We start from the raw sequence: 19217 nt of genomic DNA, 5'->3' as shown, positions 1-19217 counted from the left end.
CTGGCCGCTCAGCCCAGCGAGGCCAGCCGGTCTCCGCGTGCAAAGCCCAGCAAGGGCGTGCGTATTCCGCGGCCCACGGCCAGCACCTTGAACAGCTCGCCCATCTCGGCCTCGCTCAGCAGCTTTTGCACCGGAGCGACCGTGCGGGCGTAGGCGGACACATCGCCGGGGTCGTGGCGCGCCAGCAGTTCGGGCAGGCCCGCATTCATCAGAAACCGCGCCTGCGAGGTGTAGCCCAGCACCTGCAAGCCGGATTCCAGCGCGGCATCCGCCATGGCGGTGAAGTCCACGTGAGCGGTGATATCCTGCGCGCCCGGCGCCACCAGGGGGTCGGCATGCGCATGGTGGCGCAGGTGGCACATCAGCGTGCCGCCCGCGCGCTGCGGGTGGTAGTACTCGTGGCGCGGGAAACCATAGTCAAACAGCAATGCGGCGCCGCAGGCCAGCCATCCCGCCATGGCGCGCATCCACGCTTCGGCCTGCAGGTTGATTTCCGATACGTATCCCGGCAGGGCCGGCAGGCGCGCCGCGACGACCCGGGCCAGCGCTTCGGATGCCGGGCGGTCTTCCCAGGCGAACCCGCCAGTGGGGCCCAGCGCCACGCCGCGCTCGAGCACCGTGCCGTCGGGCGCGTAGCTGAACAACGAAACCGGCATGGCGTCGAGCACTTCGTTGGCCAGCACGCAGCCCGAGAAGGCCGTGGGCAGGGCGTCCAGCCACTGCACCCGGTCGCCATAGCCTTGCAGGCGTTCTTGCTGGCGCGCGCGCAGGTCAGCAGACACTTCGATGATCTGGTACTGCGCGGCAATGCCTTGCGCGTCCAGGCCTGCCAGCACGCTGTCGGCCAGCGCGCCCGTGCCGGCGCCGAATTCCAGCACGACCGTGGTGTCCGTGGCGGCCAGCACCTGGGCGACTTGCAGGGCGACAGTATGGCCGAACAACGGCGTCAGTTCCGGCGCCGTGACGAAGTCGCCCGCGGCGATAGGCACTCCTTGCGCGGGTGCATGGGCGGGCGATGCAAGCTTGATATGGCCCGACGCGTAATAGCCCAGGCCCGGCGCGTACAAGGCCTGGGCCATCCATTGGTCGAAGGGCAGCCATCCATCGTGCTCGACGATGGCCTGGCGCAGATGCGCCGCGACACGCGCGCTGTGGCGCGCGCTGTCGGGGTCAAGAGGAGGAAGAGACGCAGACGGTGGCATGGGCGTTATTGTCCCATGCCGCCTGCGCGTCGGGCGGCATCAGCCGCGGCGGGCGCCGCCGGGCTTGCCGTAGGGCTTGGCGGGGCCGCCTGCCCGTTGCGAGAAGGGCTTGGCCGACGGGCGGAAACCGCCCGGGCGGCGTTCCGCGCCACGGAAGTCGCCATCGGCGCGTGCAGCGCGAGGCTGGAATTCGCCTCGCGGCTGGTACTCACCGCGAGGCTTGAACTCGCCGCGCGCCTGGAATTCACCACGAGGCTTGAATTCACCACGAGGCTTGAATTCGCCGCGCGCCTGGTATTCGCCGCGGGGCTTGAACTCACCGCGCGGCTGGAACTCACCGCGGGGCTGGAATTCGCGGCGCGGCTGGAACTCGCCATGCGCGCGCTCGCCACGCGGCTGGAACTCGCCGCGCGGCGCACGGGCCTCATAGCCGCCCGCCGCCGGACGGGCGTCGCGCTCGGCGCGCCAGTCATGGTGAGCGGGGCGGTCGCCGTATGCACGGGCCGGACGGAAATCGCGGTCGCCAGGGGCGCGCGCGGGCCGCTCATCATGGCCGCGCCATCCGCCGTCGCGGGCGGCATCCGCACGGAACCCGCGACCTTCGCGCGTCGGCGCGCGGTCATTCGCATAGCCGCCCGGACGCTTGCCAAAGGGCTTGCCGCCCCGGCCGGGCGCGCCGCCATACGGGCGGGGCGTGCGCTTGGGCTCAAGGCCGGCAATCGTTTCGGGCGTGATCGGCTGGCCGATGAAATGCTCGATGCGGCGCACTTTATGGCGTTCGGCGTGCGTGGCCAGGGTAAAGGCCTGCCCGTCGCGGCCGGCGCGGCCGGTGCGGCCGATACGGTGCACATAGTCTTCGGCCTGCATGGGCAGGTCGAAGTTGACCGCGTGGCTGATGCCTTGCACGTCGATGCCGCGCGCGGCGACGTCGGTGGCCACCAGAATGCGCAGCTGGCCGCGCTGCAACTGGGTCAGCGTACGGGTGCGCTGGCGTTGGTTCATGTCGCCGTGCAGGGCGGCCGCCGCAAAGCCCTGGTCGGCCAGGCGGTCCGCCAGGTCATCGGCGCCGCGCTTGGTGGCCGTGAACACGATGGCCTGGTCCAGTTTGGCGTCGCGCAGCACGTGGTCCAGCAGCTGCATCTTGTGGCTGGCGTCGTCGGCGTACAGCAGGCTTTGCGTGATGTTGGTGTGCTTTTCTTTCTGGCCCGCCATTTCAATGCGCTGGGGTTCGCGCATCATGCGCGCGGCCAGCTTGGCCACCGTGCCGTCCAGCGTGGCCGAGAACAGCAGCGTCTGGCGTTCTTGCGGCAGGCGCTCGATGATGGTTTCGATGTCTTCGATGAAACCCATGTCGAGCATGCGGTCGGCTTCGTCCAGCACCAGTGTGTGCACTGTGTTCAGCTTGACGCGGCCGGCCTTCAGGTGGTCGATCAGGCGGCCGGGCGTGGCCACCAGCACATCGACGCGACGCGACAAGGCTTTCAATTGCGCGCCGTACGGCATGCCGCCCACTACGGTTGCAGTGCGCAGGCCTGCCAGGTTGCGGCCGTATGTGGCGGTGGCCTCGGTAACCTGCAGGGCCAGCTCGCGGGTGGGGGTCAGCACCAGCACTTGCACGCCGACGCCCTTGTTGCCGGGTTGGCCGGCAATGCGGTTCAGGGCGGGCAGCATGAAGGCGGCGGTCTTGCCGCTGCCGGTTTGCGACGACACCATCAGGTCGTGGCCGGCCAGCGCCTGCGGGATGGCGGCCGCCTGCACCGGCGTGGGAGCGGCAAAGCCCGCCTGTTGCAGGGCGGTAAGGATGGTGGGGGCAAGACCCAGGGATTCAAAAGACATTACTTGTCCTTGCCGCTCATAGCGGCGCATGTGCCGGGCCAGCCAAGGGGAAAGAGGCGAGATCCGGGCGACGGTTGATGGAGCATCGGGCCGACCGGATCAACCGTGCGCGCGGCGCGTCAAGAGAACAGACGCAGGGCGTAAGGAAAGGAGGTCAGGAATCGATGGTGTCCGGCATGAGGTCGGAATGCTGAACCGACGAACTGCGTGGCAAGCGCAACGTGGCGCGATAAATGCCGGACATAATTTTGTGCAGTGCGGCGATCATAACCTGAATTCGCCCTGCCGTATATCAGTATTTTCGGTTGCCCAGTCAATAGGGGATTTTCCTTGGGCGGCCAGCCAGGCGTTCACCTGGGCGAAATGTCCGCATCCCACGAAGGGCACGGGCGGGCGCCGGGCCGACAATGGCGAAGGATGATTGGCCGTCAGCACCAGATGACGATTGTTGTCAGGAAGCAACGCCTGCTTGGCCTGCGCGTGCGCGCCCCAGAGCAGAAAGGCCTTGGGGGCCGGGTCGACCGCCACCTGGCGGATCAGCGCGTCGGTGACCGCTTCCCAGCCGCGCCGGGCATGCGAGGCCGGCGCGCCGTCTTCGACCGTCAGGCAGGTGTTGAGCAGCAACACGCCCTGGCGCGCCCAGCGCGACAAATCATTGCCGCGCGGCAGCGGCGTGCCGGGGCAGTCCTGCGCGACCTGGTTGAAAATATTGCGCAGGCTGGGCGGGCGCCGGCAGTCGTCGGGCACCGAGAATGCCAGGCCCTGCGCCTGCCCCGCGCCGTGGTAGGGGTCTTGCCCCAGGATCACCACGCGTACGTCGGAAGGCGCCAGGCCTTCGAGCGCCCGGAATGGCGTGGCGGGGTACACGATGGCGCCCTGGGCGAGCCGGTCTTCCACATACGCAGTCACGTTTTCCAGCGCGCGCGCTACCGGAGGGTCCTGCAACGCGGCCCGCCACGCGGGCGGCAGGGCGGCGACCTGGGCCGCCAGGGAATGTTGCTGCAAGCGATTGTCATGAGGCATGGGCGCGATTTTTGCATAGCCGGCCTGGCGTTGCGTCGTGTATCGCCCGATACAGCGTGATTCCACTTCAACGCGCGAATCGCGCAGCGGGCGCCCATCTGGGGCGCGCGTCGCAGTAAAGTAGACATGACTGGCTGCCTGCCGCCCGGTACTGAGGCTGGGGGCAGTTGATTTTCGGGAATGACATCATGAAGTCCAGATTCTGGCGTGGCGCCCTGGCCGCCGCCGCGCTTACCGCACTCAGCGCTCAGGCCGCGGCCCATGGCCGCTATTACGGGGGCTACTATGGCAGCGGTTGGTGGCTAGGCGGCGCCGCGCTGCTGGGCACGGGCGTGGCGTTGGCCCTGAGCACGGGGCCGCGCTATGGCTACAGCGGGGTCACGTATGTGTCTCCGACTATTTACTATCCCCCTGCAACGTATGCGGCGCCGGTCTATGGCGCGCCGGTGTATTCCGCGCCGGCCCCGGTGTATGCGCCGCCGCCCGTTGCCTATGTGGCGCCGGGCGTGGCTACGGCCAGCCTCGATGTAATTGCCTATCCGGCCAAGGGGCAGACCGAAGCGCAGCAGGCGCGCGACAGGCAGGAATGCCGGCGCTGGGCAATGAACCAGAGCGGGTTCGACCCCGACAACATCAGCGAATACACCACGTCGGTGTCCACGGAGTCGTATAGCCGGGCAATGGGGGCTTGCTTCAAGGGGCGGGGGTATACGGTCAATTGACTTGATCGCCTCGCTTTTGGTTTTGCAGGCGAGGCCCATGTCGTGTGGCCCCCCGGACACCTGATTGCCGATGGGGCCGCCGGCGTTATACCTTGAGCGTCAACGGATGGGCAGGGCGTACATCAGGCCGCCTTGGGTCCATTGGGCGTTCAGGCCGCGTTCGATTTTCAGCGGGCTGTTGGCGCCTACGTTGCGGTCGAAGCTCTCGCCGTAGTTGCCGACCTGTTTGATGATGTTGTAGGCCCACTTCTCGTCCAGGCCCATGTTGGCGCCGGCCCCGGGGGTGACGCCCAGAATGCGGCGGATGTTGGGGTTGGGGCTGCCGGTCTGTTGGTCGACATTGGCCGACGTGACGCCGTATTCCTCGGCTTCGATCATGGCCGACAGCGACCAGCGCACGATATTCAGCCATGCGTCGTCGCCTTGGCGCACGAAGGGGCCCAGCGGTTCTTTCGAGATGATTTCCGGCAACACCATGTAGTCGTCCGGGTTTTGCAGCTTCGAGATGCGAATCGAGGCCAGGCCCGAGGCGTCGGTGCTGAACACATCGCAGCGCCCTGCCGCGAAGGCATTGACGACTTCATTGAAGGTTTCGATCACCACGGGCTTGTATTCGACGTTGTGCGCACGCGCCCAGTCGGCCAGGGTGTTCTCGTTGGATGTGCCGGTTTGCAGGCAGATGGTGGCGCCGTTCAGTTCGGTGGCGCTCTTGACGCCCAGTGACTTGGGCACCAGGAAGCCCTGGCCGTCGTAGAAGTTGATGCCGGCGTGGATGATGCCCAGCGCGGTGTCGCGTTGCTGCGTGACGGTGGTGTTGCGAGTCAGCACGTCGATCTCGCCCGACTGCAGCGCGGTGAAGCGCTGTTGCGAGTTCAACGGCACGATCTCGATTTTGTTGGCGTCGCCGAATACCGCGGCCGCGATGGCGCGGCACAGGTCCACGTCCAGGCCACGCCACACGCCTTGAGCGTCGGGCGCCGAAAAGCCGGCAAAGCCGGTGGTGGTGCCGCAGCGCAGTTCGCCGCGCTGCTTCACGACATCAAGGGTGGCGGCCTGAGCGCCGTTTGCCGCGCCCATCACAATGGCGGCGCCCAGCAGGCAAGATGCAATCTTCATGGTGTGCTTCCCGTATGCACGAACCGGCGACGATGCCGGTCCCTATCGAACAACCCTACAGATTAGCTACCTTGTCTCAGCAAGCCAAATAATCAGACGTTTGTACGTTATATGCGACAGTGGTTATTGCGTTGACGCAACCACAAATGCAATAAGCTGATCATTGCTTGCCAAAAGCGTGTGCCGTTGCGCGGCAACGGTAGACTCGATTGCCGTCCTGCCTCGCGCAGCGCCACATTCTTATTGATACGCCATGGCCCATATAACTGTTACGCGCGCCGAGCTGCATCGGCCTTCAGAACCTCAGCCACAAGCTTCCGCGGGATGGGCGTTGTTTGCCCTGGGGTTTCGTCCGTTCTATTTGTGCGGCGCCGTGTTCGCCGCGCTGGCCGTGGCGGTATGGGCCGGGCAGCTGGCCGGCCTGCTGCCGGCGCCCGCAGGCTCCATGGGCGTGGCGCTGCTGTGGCACGCCCACGAAATGGTGTTCGGCTTTGCGGCTGTCATTGTGGTGGGCTTTTTGTTTACCGCCGGGCGCACCTGGACAGGGGTGGACACGCCTGCCGGCGGCGCGCTGGCGGCCCTGACGGGGCTCTGGATCGCGGGCCGCATCGCCATGTGGGCGGCAACGGCCCCCTGGGCCGCGCTGCTTGATGGGTTGTTCCTGCCCCTGGCGGCGCTGGCCTTCACGCGCGTGCTGGTGCGGGCGGGCAACCGGCGCAACTATCCGCTGGCGCTGGCGTTGTGGGTCTATGCCGCCATCAACTTTGCGTATCACTTCTACGCATGGCAAGGCGACGCCGCGCTGGCTTTGCAGGCCTGCGTGGCCGGCCTGGCGCTGCCGGTGCTGTTTGTTACGGTCATAGGCGCCCGCGTGCTGCCCATGTTCACCACCAATGCCGTCCCCGGGTTCCGCCTGAAGAACGACCCGCGCCTGGGCAAGCCCATCGTGGCCGCTACCGTTGCGGCGCTGCTGGCGTGGGTGCTGCATGCGCCGGCCTGGCTGATGGCGCCGCTTGCTGCCATTGCCGGTGTGTTGCTGGCGCTGCGTGTGGCGGGTTGGCGCGGGTACGCCGTCGGCAACCGCCCCATCTTGTGGATCTTGCACCTGGCTTATGCGTGGTTGCCGGCGGGCTTTCTGCTGCTGGCCGCCGGCGCGTTGGGATGGGTGGCTCCTGGCGTGGCCGAACATGCGTTCGCCGTGGGCGTGGTGGGTACAGCCATCATTGCAATGATCACGCGCACGGCCCTGGGGCATACCGGCCGCCGGCTGATTGCCGGGCGCGCCGAGGTCTGGGCCTATTGGCTGATCGTGGCGGCCGCCGTGCTGCGCGTCATCGGCCCGCTGCTGTGGCCGGCCGGGTACCTGCACTGGGTATACGGCGCGGCGGTGTGCTGGGTGGCAGGCTTCGCGCTTTACGCACTCACCTACGCGCCGCGCCTGGCACGCCCGCGAGTAGACGGCAAACCCGGCTGACGCGGCGCTGTTGCCGGTGCGGTGTCTGATGCCCCGCGGATCCCGGCCAGCGTGCTGCGCGGTTTCTGACCTAGGTGTCTGACACCCTGCGGGAGTCAGACACCGATTTGCAACGGGGCGCGACGGTGGTCAGGTGTCTGACACACTGCGGGAGTCAGACACCGATTTGCAGCGGGGCGCGACGGTGGTCGGGTGTCTGACATCCTGCGGGAGTCAGACAGCGATTTGCAACGGGGTGCGCCGGTGGTCAGGTGTCTGGCACCCTGCGGGAGTCAGACAGCGATTTGCAACGGGGTGCGCCGGTGGTCAGGTGTCTGGCACCCTGCGGGAGTCAGACACCGATTTGCAACGGGGTGCGCCGGTGGTCAGGTGTCTGGCACCCTGCGGGAGTCAGACACCGATGTGCAGCGGGGTGCGCCGGTGGTCAGGTGTCTGACACCCTACGGGAGTCAGACACCGATGTGCAGCGGGGTGCGCCGGCGGTCAGGTGTCTGACACCTTGCGGGAGTCAGACACCGATTTGCAGGGGGGTGCGCCGGTGGTCAGGTGTCTGACTCCCGTAGGGTGTCAGACACCAATTGCGTAGGCGTCATTGCTTCGATAATGCATTCATGGCGTCGACAAGCCGGCTGCGGTAGCGCGGCAGCAATTGCCGCACGCGGGCCTGTCGATCGTGCCATTCGGGCGGTTCGGCGCCTGGGGCCAGGCGCGGCGGGGCCCAGATGGCGTCGGGGAAATGCCGGTCGCCGCGCCAGCGTGGAACCACATGCCAGTGCAAGTGCGGCACCATGTTGCCCAGCGACGCCACGTTGATTTTGTCGGGCGCCAGGACGTCGCGCTGCGCTTGTTCTACCGCGAACACGGCGCGCATGAGCAGCTCGCGCTCTTGCGGCGGCAGGTCGGTCATTTCGGAAAGATGGTGGTTCCAGATTACACGGGTAAAGCCTGGGTAATCCGGCTCGTCCACTTCGATGACGCGCAGTTGCGAGCCGCGCCACAGCGCCGCGCCCGCGTCGTCGCGACACAGCGGGCAGCCGGAGTCGCGTTCGCTCATGGGGTCTTCCGGTATTGCAAGAAGCCGGACCGCTCGGCGATGCGATCGTAAAGCTGCATGGCCGTATGGTTGGTTTCGTGCGTCAGCCAGTACACGCGTGCCGCGTTCACTGCGCGAGCCTGGGCGTAGACGTGCTCGATCAGGGCGCGGCCATGGCCGCCGCCGCGCACGTCCTGAGCCACGAACAGATCCTGCAGATAGCAGTAATCGCCCGCCGTCCAGCACGAGCGGTGGAATATCCAGTGCACCATGCCCACGGCCCGGCCGTTGTCGTAGGCCAGTGCTGCGTACATGGGCTCGGCGGGATCAAGAAAGCGTTCCCAGGTCGTGCGCGTGACGGCGTCGTCAATGTCGACGTTGTAGAAGGCCTGGTAGCCTTTCCAGAGCGGGAGCCACGCTTCGAAGTTGGCGGCGGTTACGGCGCGGATATCGGGGGCGGATTTGACGGGTTTTTGCATAGTGGGCAGCAGTTAAAGAGAGCGTTCCAGGGTTTCGACGATGTGTTTCAGTACTTGGATGCGAGCGTAGCGCTTGTCGTTGGATGGCACCACGTGCCAGGGCGCGTGCGGCGTGTCGGTGCGCGCCAGCATGGCGTCGGCCGCAAGCGTGTAGGCGTCCCATTTTTCGCGATTGCGCCAGTCGTCGGCGGTGATCTTGAAATGCTTGAACGGCGACTGCTGGCGCTCGCGAAACCGTTGCAGCTGCACGTCCGGTGTGATGGCCAGCCAGAACTTCAGCACGATGGCGCCATGATCGGCAAGCTGTTGTTCAAAATCGTTGATCTCTGCATAGGCGCGCCGCCAGTCTGCCGGTTTGGCCAGGCGTTCGACGCGTTCGACCAGTACGCGGCCGTACCACGACCGGTCGAAGATGGCGATACGGCCGCGTCGCGGCAGGCGGCGCCAAAAGCGCCATAGATAGGGCCGCGCCAGTTCGTATGCGGCGGGGGCGCCGATCGGCGTCAGGTCAAACTGGCGAGCATCTAGCGCGCGGGTCACGCGTCGGATGGCGCCGCCTTTGCCGGCAGCATCCTGCCCTTCGAAAACCAGCACCAGCGAGCGCTCGCGGAATGCCGGCGAGCGTACCGCCTTTGCGAGCCGTCCTTGCCAGAGCGGCAGGGCCGCCGCGTATTCGTCCTTGTCGACCCGGGCGTCATCGTCGACGCGGGCCAGCCGCTGCGGCGGGCGGGTTGCGGGCGCCGGGCGCGCCGGGCCGGCGGCCACCCGGGGCGGCCGCCGGCTCAGCGCATCGAGCACCGTTTCGCTGGTTCGTATGGCGCGCAGGCGGTCATCGGCGCTGGGAATGACAGTCCAGGGCGCGTGCGGGCTGTCGGTAAGCTCGATGGCCTGGCGGCCGGCTTCGCACAGGCGCGTGTACTTCTTTTGCACCTTGCGGTCGGCCGGGGTTACCTGCCAGGCCGTTTCGGGGGTGGCCAGCAGTTGCTGTGTGCGCTGCCGCTGCGCCTGGGCCGACAGGTGATACCACAGCTTGATGACCTGCACGCCTTCGGCGGCCAGCAAAGCCTCGAAGCGGCGGATGGACTCGGCATGCGCTTCGATGCGGCGCGTGCGTGGCTTCTTGCGCGCCGCTTCCCGCAGCAGCGGCACGTACCAGGAACCGAACACGATGCCGGTGCGGCCTTTGGCAGGCAAGTCGTTCCAATAGCGCCACAAGGCGGGCCGCTCGAGTTCTTCGCCTTCGGGCGGGCCGAACGCCATCGTCTTGATATGGCGGGGGTCCATCCATTCGTTGAGCAGATTGATAGTGTCGCCCTTGCCGGCGCCGTCGATGCCTGCCACCACGACCAGCAACGCCTGTTCGGCGCGCTCGAGCCTGCGGTACTGGGCCTTGAGCAGCGCCACGCGCAGGCGCGCCTCTTGGGCTTCGTAATCATCTTTGGAAAGCGACGGGTCGGACTGCGCGTGGGCAAACATCAGGGCAAGGCAATCAGGGCGGGTCGACGGATGCGGTGATGTTGCGGCATATCCGCACACCGCGCAAGCGGCGCGTCAGGGCGCGGAGTGGTGCCACAGCCCCTGTCGGTGGGTGTCTGACACCTTCAGGTGTCAGACACCGTGCATTCGCGGCATGGACACGGGTGCAGCCATTGCCTCTATTGGTGGGGTGTCTGACACCTTCAGGTGTCAGACACCGCGCATTCGCGGCATGGACACGGGTGCAGCCACAGCCTCTGTTGGTGGGTGTCTGACACCTTCAGGTGTCAGACACCGTGCATTCGCGGTATGGACGCGGGTGCAGCCACTGCCTCTGTTGGTGGGTGTCTGACACCTTCAGGTGTCAGACACCGTGCATTCGTGGCATGGACGCGGGTGCAGCCACTGCCTCTGTTGGTGGGTGTCTGACACCTTCAGGTGTCAGACACCGCGCATTCGCGGCATGGACACGGGCGCAGCCACTGCCTCTGTTGGTGGGTGTCTGACACCTTAAGGTGTCAGACACCGTGCATTCGCGGCGTGGACGTGGGCGCAGCCACTGCCTCTGTTGGTGGGTGTCTGACACCTTCAGGTGTCAGACTCCGCGCATTCGCGGCATGGACACGGGTGCAGCCACTGCCTCTGTTGGTGGGTGTCTGACACCTTCAGGTGTCAGACACCGCGCATTCGCGGCGTGGACGCGAGTGCAGCCACTGCCTCTGTTGGTGGGGTGTCTGACACCTTCAGGTGTCAGACACCGTGCATTCGCGGCATGGACGCGGGTGCAGCCACTGCCTCTATTGGTAGGTGTCAGACACCTTTGCCGCGTGGTTACTCGGCCGTGGTGTCCGCGCCGTAGCCTTTCAGCCCATCCAGATCAAGCACGCGCACCGCCCCGTATTCGACGCGGACCAGGCCGGCTTCTTCGAGCTTGCCCAGCGCCTGGTTGGCGCGTTGCCGCGATACCCGGGCCAGGTATCCCACTTCTTCCTGCGTAATTGCCAGCCGCATGCCCATGCCGGGGTACAGCAGCGGATTGAACAACTCGGCCAGGCAGCGCGCCACGCGGGCGTCGGGATCGAGCAGGCGGTCGTATTCGGCCTTGCCGATGAACTGCGCCACGCGCTCATTCAATTGGTGCAACAGGTAGCGGTTGAACGGAATGCTGTTGTCGAGCAGCCAGTCGAACGTGGCCGCCGGCAGGCGCGCCACCACCGAATCGCGCAGCGCCACCACGTCATATTTGCGGACTTCGCGCTTCAATAGCGAACCTTCGCCGATCCAGCCGCCTGCGGGCACCCCGGTAAGCGACGCGACCTTGCCTTCGGCGTTGCCCACCGATACCTTCACCAGACCGGCCAGCACGCCTATCCACACCTGTGCGAGTTCGCCTTTGCGTTCTATGATCGTGCCAGCCTGCGCGGGTTGTACCGTGATATCCCGCTCGACGCGCGCCTGCTGCTCGTCGGTCAAGACGCGGAACCAGGCCGCGGCAAGGTGCAGGGAATCGGCTAGCTGCATGGGGGAATACCCTAAATGGTCTTGGAATGTCGCAATCGTGACAGTCGGTGGCAATCCAAGCTTATACCTTAACTGCTGCCGTAATTCGAACATGAACTGGTCAAGTGCCGCCCCGGTGCCTATGCCGCCAGCATAGGCTCCACCCAAGGGGCGGCCCCCAAACCGGAGGAGACAACGTGGCGCATGCACAGCCTGCAGCCGGCAACCTGCCGGACGCGCCTGGCACCTTTCCCGGCCTGCTGTTGCAGCATGCCGGCGTGCGCGGGTCGCGGCCCGCCATACGCGAGAAAGACCTGGGCATTTGGCAAACCCTGACCTGGGCCGAAGTGGCCCAGCATGTCAGGCTGGCCGCGCATGGCCTTGCCGCGCTGGGCATCCGCCAGGGCATGCACGTGGCCGTCATCGGCGAGAACCGCCCCCGCCTGTACATTGCGATGATGGCGGCGCAGGCCCTGGGAGCGATACCGGTTCCGCTGTACCAGGACGCCGTCGCGCAAGAGATGGTCTACGTGCTGCAGGATGCCGCCATCACGGTGGCCGTGGTCGAAGACCAGGAACAGGTCGACAAGCTGCTCGAAGTGCGCGGCCAATGTCCCGACCTGGCGCACATCGTCTATGACGATCCGCGCGGCATGCGCCATTATGTCGACACGATGCTGCGCTCGTACGAGCAGCTCGAGGCCACGGGGCGCGACCATGCCCAGGCCCACGCCGGGTATTTCGAGCAGGCGGTGGCCGCCGTGCAGCCCGATGATGCCGCGGCCATGTTCTACACATCGGGCACCACCGGCAAGCCCAAGGGCGTGGTGTTGACCCACCATGCGCTGATCGACCGCGCGCGCGCCGTGGCCGATATGGAAAAACTCACCGATCGGGAAGAGGTGCTGGCCTATCTGCCGCCGGCCTGGATCGGGCAGAACATGTTTTCCTATACCCAGCTGCTGGTCAGCGGGTTTACCGTCAACCACCCCGAGTCGCCCGAAACCGTATCCATCGATATGCGCGACATCGGCCCGACTTACTACTTTGCGCCGCCCCGCGTGCTGGAAGGCCTGCTGACCCATGTGATGATCCGCATGGAAGACGCGGGCCGCATCAAGCGGGCCATGTTCCGCTGGTGCATGAATCTGGCGCGCCGTGTGGGGGTGCGCATCCTGGATGGCGAGCAGGTCGGCGCCTGGGACCGCCTGCGCTATGCCGTGGGCGATATGCTGGTGTACGGGCCGCTGCGCAACGCCCTGGGCATGAGCCGTGTGCGCGTGGCCTATACCGCCGGCGAGGCCATCGGCCCTGACCTGTTCGTGTTCTACCGGTCGATCGGCATCAACCTCAAGCAGCTGTACGGCTCTACCGAGACATCGGTGTTTGTCTGTGTGCAGCCCGACGGCCAGGTGCGCGACGACACGGTGGGCCCGCCGGTCAGCGGCGTGGAGATCCGCGTGGCGGACAATGGCGAAATCCTGGTCAGAAGCCCCGGGCTGTTCAAGGAGTATTACCGCAATCCGCAGGCCACCCAGGAAGCGCGCGACGCCGATGGCTGGTTCCATACGGGCGACGCGGGCTACCTGGACGCCGACGGGCAACTGAAGATCATCGACCGCGCCAAAGACGTGGGCAAGCTGGCCGACGGCAGCCTGTTCGCGCCCAAGTATCTTGAAAACAAGCTCAAGTTCTTTCCGCACATCAAAGAGGCGGTCGCGTTCGGCGATGGGCGCGACTATGTTTGCGCGTTTATCAACATCGACCTGGAAGCCGTGGGCAACTGGGCCGAGCGCCGCGGCCTGCCGTACGCCGGTTATACCGACCTGGCCGGCAAGGACGAGGTCTACCAGCTGGTGGCCGAGTGCATCGAGCAGATCAACGCCGACCTGGCCGGCGACGCCAAGCTGGCGGCCTCGCAAATTGCGCGCTTCCTCATCCTGCATAAAGAGCTCGACCCCGACGACGACGAACTGACCCGTACCCGCAAAGTGCGGCGGGCCTTCATTGCGCAGAAGTACGCGGTGCTGATCGATGCGCTGTTTTCGGACCGGGCGTCGCAGTTCATCGAGACCGAAGTCAAGTTCGAAGACGGCCGGGTGGGCAAGATCGCTGCCGACCTGAAGATCCGGCCGGTCAAGACGTTTCCTCCCATTACTGCCCGGGCCGCGTAGAAGATGACCCAACCAGACCGCGACCAGCGCATCGGCAAGGTGCTGCTCGACCTGCAGAACATATCGTTGTCGTTCGGCGGCGTGAAGGCGCTGACCGATATCTCGTTCGATGTGCGCGAACACGAAATCCGCGCCATCATCGGCCCCAACGGCGCGGGCAAGAGCTCGATGCTGAACGTCATCAATGGCGTCTATACCCCCCAGCAGGGCGGCATCGAATTCGACGGCCGGCGCTATGCGCGCATGAGCCCCCGCCGCGCGGCCGAGATGGGCATCGCCCGCACGTTCCAGAACCTGGCGCTCTTCAAGGGCATGAGCGTGCTGGACAACATCATGACCGGCCGCAACCTGCGCATGCATTGCGGCCTGCTGGCGCAGGCCCTGCGCTGGGGGCCGGCCGAGCGCGAGGAAATCCGGCATCGCGAGTTCGTGGAGAACATCATCGACTTCCTGGAAATCCAGGCGCATCGCAAGACGCCGGTGGGTCGCCTGCCGTACGGGCTGCAAAAGCGCGTGGACCTGGGCCGCGCGCTGGCCATGGAGCCGCGCCTGCTGCTGCTGGACGAGCCCATGGCCGGCATGAACATCGAAGAAAAGCAGGACATGAGCCGTTTCATCCTGGATGTGAACGACGAGTTCGGCACCACCATCGTGCTGATCGAGCACGACATGGGGGTGGTGATGGACATATCGGATCGCGTCGTGGTGCTGGACTACGGCAAGAAGATCGGCGATGGCAGGCCCGATGACGTGCGTGCCAATGAAGCGGTTATCCAGGCCTACCTGGGCGTGTCGCATTAGCAAGGCAGAGAGACATGGGATTCTTCCTGGAAACGCTGTTCGGCGGCTTGATGAGCGGCATGTTGTACGCCCTGATCGGCCTGGGATTCGTGCTGATCTTCAAGGCATCGGGCGTGTTCAACTTCGCCCAGGGCGCCATGGTGCTGGTGGCAGCCCTGTCGATGGCGCGGTTTTCGGAATGGCTTCCGGCGTGGCTGGGCTTCGAAAGCATGTTGCTGGCCAACGTGCTGGCCTTTATCGTCAGCGCCGTGCTGATGTTCGTGCTGGCCGTGGCAGTCGAGCGCTATGTGCTGCGCCACCTGGTCAACCAGGAAGTCACCACGCTGCTGATGGCTACCCTGGGCATCAGCTACTTCCTGGACGGGCTGGGCCAGATCGCGTTCGGCAGCTCGGTCTACAGCATCGACGTGGGCATGCCCAAAGACCCGGCGTTCATCCTGGATTCGGTGTTCGAAGGCGGCATCCTCATCAACCTGGAAGACCTCACCGCCGCCGTGGTGGCGGCCTTGCTGGTGGCGGCCCTGGCGCTTTTCTTCCAGTACACCAGCACCGGGCGGGCGCTGCGCGCCGTGGCCGACGACCACCAGGCTGCGCAATCCATCGGCATACCCCTGAACCGCATCTGGGTCATTGTCTGGAGCGTGGCGGGGTTGGTGGCGCTGGTGGCCGGCATTATCTGGGGCTCGAAGTTCGGCGTGCAGTTCACGCTGTCGACCGCCGCGCTGCGTGCGCTGCCGGTGGTGATCCTGGGCGGGCTGACATCGGTGCCCGGCGCCATCCTGGGCGGACTCATCATCGGCGTGGGCGAAAAGCTGTCCGAGGTGTATCTGGGCTCGCTGGTGGGCGGCGGCATCGAAATCTGGTTCGCGTATGTGCTGGCGCTTGTCTTCCTGCTGTTCCGCCCGCAGGGGCTGTTCGGCGAGAAAATCATTGATCGGGTCTAGGGGAAAACAAGATGTTCTATCGCGAAAACGGCCAATTCAAGACCGGCTATCGCGCCGACCAGCAGATCTTCCCGATCCGCCAGGACCGCATCTTCATCGGGCTGCTGCTCGCGCTCGCTTTCGTGGGCGTGCCGCTGCTGGCCAGCGACTACCTGTTGCGCGCCATCCTGATCCCGTTCCTGATCCTGTCGCTGGCCGCCGTGGGCCTGAACATCCTGGTGGGGTATTGCGGGCAGATTTCGCTGGGCACGGGCGCATTCATGGCCGTGGGCGCCTATGCGGCATGGAACTTCGGCGTGCGTTTTCCGGGTATGCCGCTGGTGGTGCAGATTCTGCTGGGGGGCTGCTTCGCCACGCTGGTGGGGGTGCTGTTCGGCATTCCCAGTCTGCGCATCCGCGGCCTGTACCTGGCGGTGGCCACGCTGGCCGCGCAGTTCTTCGTCGACTGGGCATTCCTGCGCATCGCGTTCTTTACCAATTATTCGTCCTCGGGCAGCGTGTCGGTGCCTGCCCTGACCGCGTTCGGCCTGCCGGTGCAATCGGCCGCGCAGCGCTACATGTTCGTGCTGCTGTTCGTCGTGGTGTTCACCGTGCTGGCCAAGAACCTCGTGCGCGGCGCCATCGGACGCCAATGGATGGCCATCCGCGACATGGACGTCGCAGCGGCGGTGATCGGCATACGCCCCATGTACGCCAAGCTCACCGCGTTCGCCGTCAGTTCATTCATCGTGGGCGTGGCCGGCGCGTTGTGGGGCTACATCCACCTGGGCTCGTGGGAGCCGCTGGCCTTCGACCTGGGCCGTTCCTTCCAGTTGCTGTTCATGGTGATCATCGGCGGGCTGGGCTCCATCATGGGCGGTTTTTTCGGTGCGGCGTTCATCGTGCTGGTGCCGGTGGCGCTGACCAATGTGCCGCACCTGCTGGGCCTGTCGTTGTCGGTGGACACCGCCGCCCACATCGAACATATGGTGTTCGGCGGGCTCATCGTGTTTTTCCTGATTGCCGAGCCGCACGGGCTGGCCCGCCTGTGGAGCATCGGCAAAGAGAAGCTGCGTATCTGGCCGTTCCCGCATTGATTCCCGGCCGCGCGCCCGCCACAAGCGGCTGCGCGGCCTTTTGACTACCCGGCTTCAGACCGGGCCAAACCCGGTGTCAAGCACACCAAGCAGGAGGTAATGGAGATGAAGCGTCTTAACCTGAAATGGGCAGCGGCCATCGTCGCTGCTACCGGTGCGCTGGCGTCGGCCGCCGCGCCGGCGTTGGCGGCAGAAGAGCAGTTCGTTCCGCTGCTGGTGTACCGCACCGGGTCGTTCGCGCCGCTGGGCATACCGTGGGCCGACGGCAAGCTCGACTATCTGAAGCTGGTCAACGCGCGCGACGGCGGCGTCAACGGCGTGAAGATCGTCTACGAAGAATGCGAAACCGCCTACGCCACCGACCGCGGCGTGGAATGCTACGAGCGCCTGAAGGCCAAGAACGGCGGCGCGTCCGGCTTCGATACGCAGTCAACCGGTATTACCTTCGCGGTTTCGGACAAGGCCGTCGTCGACAAGGTGCCGGTGGAAACCATGGGCTACGGGCTGTCGCAATCGGTGGACGGCACGGTGTTCGAATGGAACTTCCCGCTGCTGGGCACCTACTGGACAGCCGCCGACGTGATGATCCAGGACATCGCCAAGAAGGAAGGCGGGCTGGACAAGCTGAAAGGCAAGAAGATCGCGCTGGTGTACCACGACTCGCCATACGGCAAGGAACCCATCCCCCTGTTGCAGAAGCGTGCCGCGGCCCATGGCTTCGAGCTGTTGCTCTACCCCGTGACGGCGCCTGGCGTGGAACAGAAATCCACGTGGCTGCAGATCCGCCAGTCCCGGCCCAGCTATGTGCTGCTCTGGAGCGCGGGCATCATGACTCCCACCGCCATTCGCGAAGCCCAGGCCAGCGGCTATCCGCGCGACAAGATGTACGCCATCTGGTGGGCCGGGTCTGAAGGCGACGTGAAAGACCTGGGCACGGTGGCCAAGGGCTACAACGCCATCACCATTCACAACAGCGCCGCGCACGGCAAGGTGTACGAAGACCTGAAGAAGTACGTATACGACAAGGGCCAGGGCAGCGACGCGTCGGGCAACACCACGCTGGGCACCATCGCGCACACGCGCGGCATGATGATCTCGATGCTGCAGGTCGAGGCCATACGCACCGCCCAGGAAAAGTTCGGCAAGGGCAAGCACATGACGCCGGAGCAAGTGCGCTGGGGCTTCGAAAACCTGAACCTCACCCAGGAAAGGCTGAACGAGCTCGGCTTTGGCGAGATCATGCGGCCGGTCAAGACGTCTTGCGAGAACCATATGGGCGACGACTGGGCCCGTATCGCGCAGTGGGACGGCAAGGAGTTCAAGGTCGTGTCCGAGTGGTACCAGTCGGACAAGTCGGTGACCCGCCCGCTGGTGAAGGAAGCCGCCGAGAAGTACGCCAAAGAGAAGAACATCTCGCCCCGCAAGTGCGAAGGCTGATGTGAATCGGCCGCCGGCGCGTGCGCGCCGGCGGCCCCCATGCGCAGGAATTGCCATGACCGCTGCAACCGCCGCCGAACCCGTCAACATGCTGCTCGACGTCAACGGCATCGAAGTCATCTACAACCACGTCATCCTGGTGCTGAAAGGGGTGTCGCTGCAAGTGCCCGAGGGGCGCATCGTGGCGCTGCTGGGCGCGAACGGCGCGGGCAAGACCACCACCTTGCGGGCCGTATCCAACCTGCTCAAGGGCGAGCGCGGCGACGTGACCAAGGGCTACATCGAGTACCGGGGCCAGCGCATCGAAAAGCTGTCGCCCGCCGAACTGGTCAAGCGCGGCGTGGTGCAGGTCATGGAAGGGCGGCATTGCTTTGCCCACCTGACGATCGAAGAAAACCTGCTCACGGGCGCCTATACGCGCAACCTGAGCCGCGGTGATATGGCCGCTGCCCTGGACCGCGTGTACCAGTATTTTCCCAGGCTGAAGCAGCGGCGCACCAGCCAGGCCGGCTATACCTCGGGCGGCGAACAGCAGATGACGGCCATCGGCCGGGCGTTGATGGCCAACCCCAATATGATCCTGCTCGATGAGCCGTCCATGGGCCTGGCGCCGCAGATCGTCGAGGAAATTTTCGAGATCGTGCGCGACCTGAACCAGCGCGAGCGGGTCAGCTTCCTGCTTGCGGAACAGAACACCAATATCGCGCTGCGCTATGCCGACTACGGTTATATCCTGGAGAACGGGCGCGTCATGATGGACGGGGCCGCCGCTGACCTGGCGCGCAACGAAGACGTCAAAGAGTTCTACCTGGGCATATCCAGCGGCGAGCGCAAGAGTTTCCGCGACAACAAGTTCTACCGGCGCCGCAAGCGCTGGCTGGCCTGAGCGGCCCGTAGTGATGAAGGCTCCGTCCCACCCGGTAC

Annotated in this window: 16 protein-coding genes; 8 read left to right on the top strand and 8 right to left on the bottom strand. The window is 65.6% G+C overall.

Annotated features, from left to right (window positions below; all coding sequences use genetic code 11):
• Nucleotides 1–8 precede the first annotated feature (8 nt).
• The 3 genes from CAL18_RS17330 to CAL18_RS17320 all read right to left on the bottom strand — a co-directional run bounded on the left by CAL18_RS17330 (nt 9) and on the right by CAL18_RS17320 (nt 4061).
• A complete protein-coding gene (locus CAL18_RS17330; protein WP_026640714.1) occupies nt 9–1202 on the bottom strand; it encodes a class I SAM-dependent methyltransferase in 1194 nt (397 codons plus the stop codon).
• A gap of 39 nt (nt 1203–1241) precedes the next feature.
• Nucleotides 1242–3038: a DEAD/DEAH box helicase gene (locus tag CAL18_RS17325; RefSeq protein ID WP_051423865.1), complete on the bottom strand. Its 1797-nt coding sequence runs from the start codon at nt 3036–3038 to the stop codon at nt 1242–1244.
• A gap of 264 nt (nt 3039–3302) precedes the next feature.
• Nucleotides 3303–4061, bottom strand: coding sequence for a uracil-DNA glycosylase (locus CAL18_RS17320; protein ID WP_026640712.1), 759 nt, complete (start codon nt 4059–4061; stop codon nt 3303–3305).
• A 188-nt stretch (nt 4062–4249) separates the two neighbouring features.
• On the opposite strand from CAL18_RS17320, the gene CAL18_RS17315 reads away from it, so the two are divergent.
• Nucleotides 4250–4783 carry a hypothetical protein gene (locus CAL18_RS17315; protein WP_094818559.1) on the top strand — a complete coding sequence of 178 codons (534 nt, stop codon included), beginning with the start codon at nt 4250–4252 and terminating at the stop codon, nt 4781–4783.
• Between the two features lie 99 nt (nt 4784–4882).
• Here CAL18_RS17315 and CAL18_RS17310 read toward each other — a convergent pair whose 3' ends face one another.
• Nucleotides 4883–5899, bottom strand: coding sequence for an amino acid ABC transporter substrate-binding protein (locus tag CAL18_RS17310; protein ID WP_026640710.1), 1017 nt, complete (start codon nt 5897–5899; stop codon nt 4883–4885).
• A 253-nt stretch (nt 5900–6152) separates the two neighbouring features.
• On the opposite strand from CAL18_RS17310, the gene CAL18_RS17305 reads away from it, so the two are divergent.
• A complete protein-coding gene (locus CAL18_RS17305; RefSeq protein WP_051423854.1) occupies nt 6153–7373 on the top strand; it encodes an NnrS family protein in 1221 nt (406 codons plus the stop codon).
• 589 nt (nt 7374–7962) lie between these two features.
• Here the strand turns inward: CAL18_RS17305 and CAL18_RS17300 are convergent.
• The 4 genes from CAL18_RS17300 to CAL18_RS17285 all read right to left on the bottom strand — a co-directional run bounded on the left by CAL18_RS17300 (nt 7963) and on the right by CAL18_RS17285 (nt 11882).
• Nucleotides 7963–8427, bottom strand: a complete 465-nt coding sequence (locus CAL18_RS17300; RefSeq protein WP_026639937.1) for an HIT family protein — start codon at nt 8425–8427, stop codon at nt 7963–7965.
• Nucleotides 8424–8885 (bottom strand): GNAT family N-acetyltransferase, encoded by a 462-nt coding sequence (locus CAL18_RS17295; RefSeq protein ID WP_026639938.1) that lies wholly within the window; start codon nt 8883–8885, stop codon nt 8424–8426. Before CAL18_RS17295 ends, CAL18_RS17300 begins: the two co-directional genes overlap by 4 nt.
• 12 nt (nt 8886–8897) lie before the next feature.
• Complete coding sequence (gene pap / locus CAL18_RS17290) at nt 8898–10361, bottom strand: polyphosphate:AMP phosphotransferase (RefSeq protein WP_094797538.1); 1464 nt, start codon at nt 10359–10361, stop codon at nt 8898–8900.
• 831 nt (nt 10362–11192) lie between these two features.
• A complete protein-coding gene (locus tag CAL18_RS17285; RefSeq protein ID WP_026639766.1) occupies nt 11193–11882 on the bottom strand; it encodes a Crp/Fnr family transcriptional regulator in 690 nt (229 codons plus the stop codon).
• A 206-nt stretch (nt 11883–12088) separates the two neighbouring features.
• Between CAL18_RS17285 and CAL18_RS17280 the strand changes: the two genes are divergently transcribed.
• The 6 genes from CAL18_RS17280 (at nt 12089) to CAL18_RS17255 (ending at nt 19179) form a co-directional block, all read left to right on the top strand.
• Nucleotides 12089–14035 (top strand): AMP-dependent synthetase/ligase, encoded by a 1947-nt coding sequence (locus CAL18_RS17280; RefSeq protein WP_419670194.1) that lies wholly within the window; start codon nt 12089–12091, stop codon nt 14033–14035.
• 3 nt (nt 14036–14038) lie between these two features.
• Nucleotides 14039–14836 carry an ABC transporter ATP-binding protein gene (locus CAL18_RS17275; RefSeq protein WP_026639764.1) on the top strand — a complete coding sequence of 266 codons (798 nt, stop codon included), beginning with the start codon at nt 14039–14041 and terminating at the stop codon, nt 14834–14836.
• A 14-nt stretch (nt 14837–14850) separates the two neighbouring features.
• A complete protein-coding gene (locus CAL18_RS17270) occupies nt 14851–15780 on the top strand; it encodes a branched-chain amino acid ABC transporter permease (protein ID WP_026639763.1) in 930 nt (309 codons plus the stop codon).
• 11 nt (nt 15781–15791) lie between these two features.
• Nucleotides 15792–16856 carry a branched-chain amino acid ABC transporter permease gene (locus tag CAL18_RS17265; protein ID WP_094818404.1) on the top strand — a complete coding sequence of 355 codons (1065 nt, stop codon included), beginning with the start codon at nt 15792–15794 and terminating at the stop codon, nt 16854–16856.
• A gap of 99 nt (nt 16857–16955) precedes the next feature.
• Nucleotides 16956–18293, top strand: coding sequence for an ABC transporter substrate-binding protein (locus CAL18_RS17260; protein ID WP_026639761.1), 1338 nt, complete (start codon nt 16956–16958; stop codon nt 18291–18293).
• 55 nt (nt 18294–18348) lie between these two features.
• Nucleotides 18349–19179, top strand: coding sequence for an ABC transporter ATP-binding protein (locus CAL18_RS17255; RefSeq protein WP_026639760.1), 831 nt, complete (start codon nt 18349–18351; stop codon nt 19177–19179).
• Nucleotides 19180–19217 lie beyond the last annotated feature (38 nt).

Origin of the sequence: Bordetella genomosp. 7 (assembly GCF_002261415.1) — a bacterium.
Classification (GTDB): domain Bacteria; phylum Pseudomonadota; class Gammaproteobacteria; order Burkholderiales; family Burkholderiaceae_B; genus Bordetella_A.
Note: the sequence above shows the minus strand (reverse complement) of the source record. Positions and strands in the feature narration are given on the sequence as shown.

Bases quoted from the DNA above. Each gene is read 5' to 3' on its own strand.
- CAL18_RS17330 (WP_026640714.1), bottom strand. From the start codon at position 1,202: ATGCCACCGTCTGCGTCTCTTCCTCCTCTTGACCCCGACAGCGCGCGC.
- CAL18_RS17325 (WP_051423865.1), bottom strand. From the start codon at position 3,038: ATGTCTTTTGAATCCCTGGGTCTTGCCCCCACCATCCTTACCGCCCTG.
- CAL18_RS17320 (WP_026640712.1), bottom strand. From the start codon at position 4,061: ATGCCTCATGACAATCGCTTGCAGCAACATTCCCTGGCGGCCCAGGTC.
- CAL18_RS17315 (WP_094818559.1), top strand. From the start codon at position 4,250: ATGAAGTCCAGATTCTGGCGTGGCGCCCTGGCCGCCGCCGCGCTTACC.
- CAL18_RS17310 (WP_026640710.1), bottom strand. From the start codon at position 5,899: ATGAAGATTGCATCTTGCCTGCTGGGCGCCGCCATTGTGATGGGCGCG.
- CAL18_RS17305 (WP_051423854.1), top strand. From the start codon at position 6,153: ATGGCCCATATAACTGTTACGCGCGCCGAGCTGCATCGGCCTTCAGAA.
- CAL18_RS17300 (WP_026639937.1), bottom strand. From the start codon at position 8,427: ATGAGCGAACGCGACTCCGGCTGCCCGCTGTGTCGCGACGACGCGGGC.
- CAL18_RS17295 (WP_026639938.1), bottom strand. From the start codon at position 8,885: ATGCAAAAACCCGTCAAATCCGCCCCCGATATCCGCGCCGTAACCGCC.
- pap (WP_094797538.1), bottom strand. From the start codon at position 10,361: ATGTTTGCCCACGCGCAGTCCGACCCGTCGCTTTCCAAAGATGATTAC.
- CAL18_RS17285 (WP_026639766.1), bottom strand. From the start codon at position 11,882: ATGCAGCTAGCCGATTCCCTGCACCTTGCCGCGGCCTGGTTCCGCGTC.
- CAL18_RS17275 (WP_026639764.1), top strand. From the start codon at position 14,039: ATGACCCAACCAGACCGCGACCAGCGCATCGGCAAGGTGCTGCTCGAC.
- CAL18_RS17270 (WP_026639763.1), top strand. From the start codon at position 14,851: ATGGGATTCTTCCTGGAAACGCTGTTCGGCGGCTTGATGAGCGGCATG.
- CAL18_RS17265 (WP_094818404.1), top strand. From the start codon at position 15,792: ATGTTCTATCGCGAAAACGGCCAATTCAAGACCGGCTATCGCGCCGAC.
- CAL18_RS17260 (WP_026639761.1), top strand. From the start codon at position 16,956: ATGGAGATGAAGCGTCTTAACCTGAAATGGGCAGCGGCCATCGTCGCT.
- CAL18_RS17255 (WP_026639760.1), top strand. From the start codon at position 18,349: ATGACCGCTGCAACCGCCGCCGAACCCGTCAACATGCTGCTCGACGTC.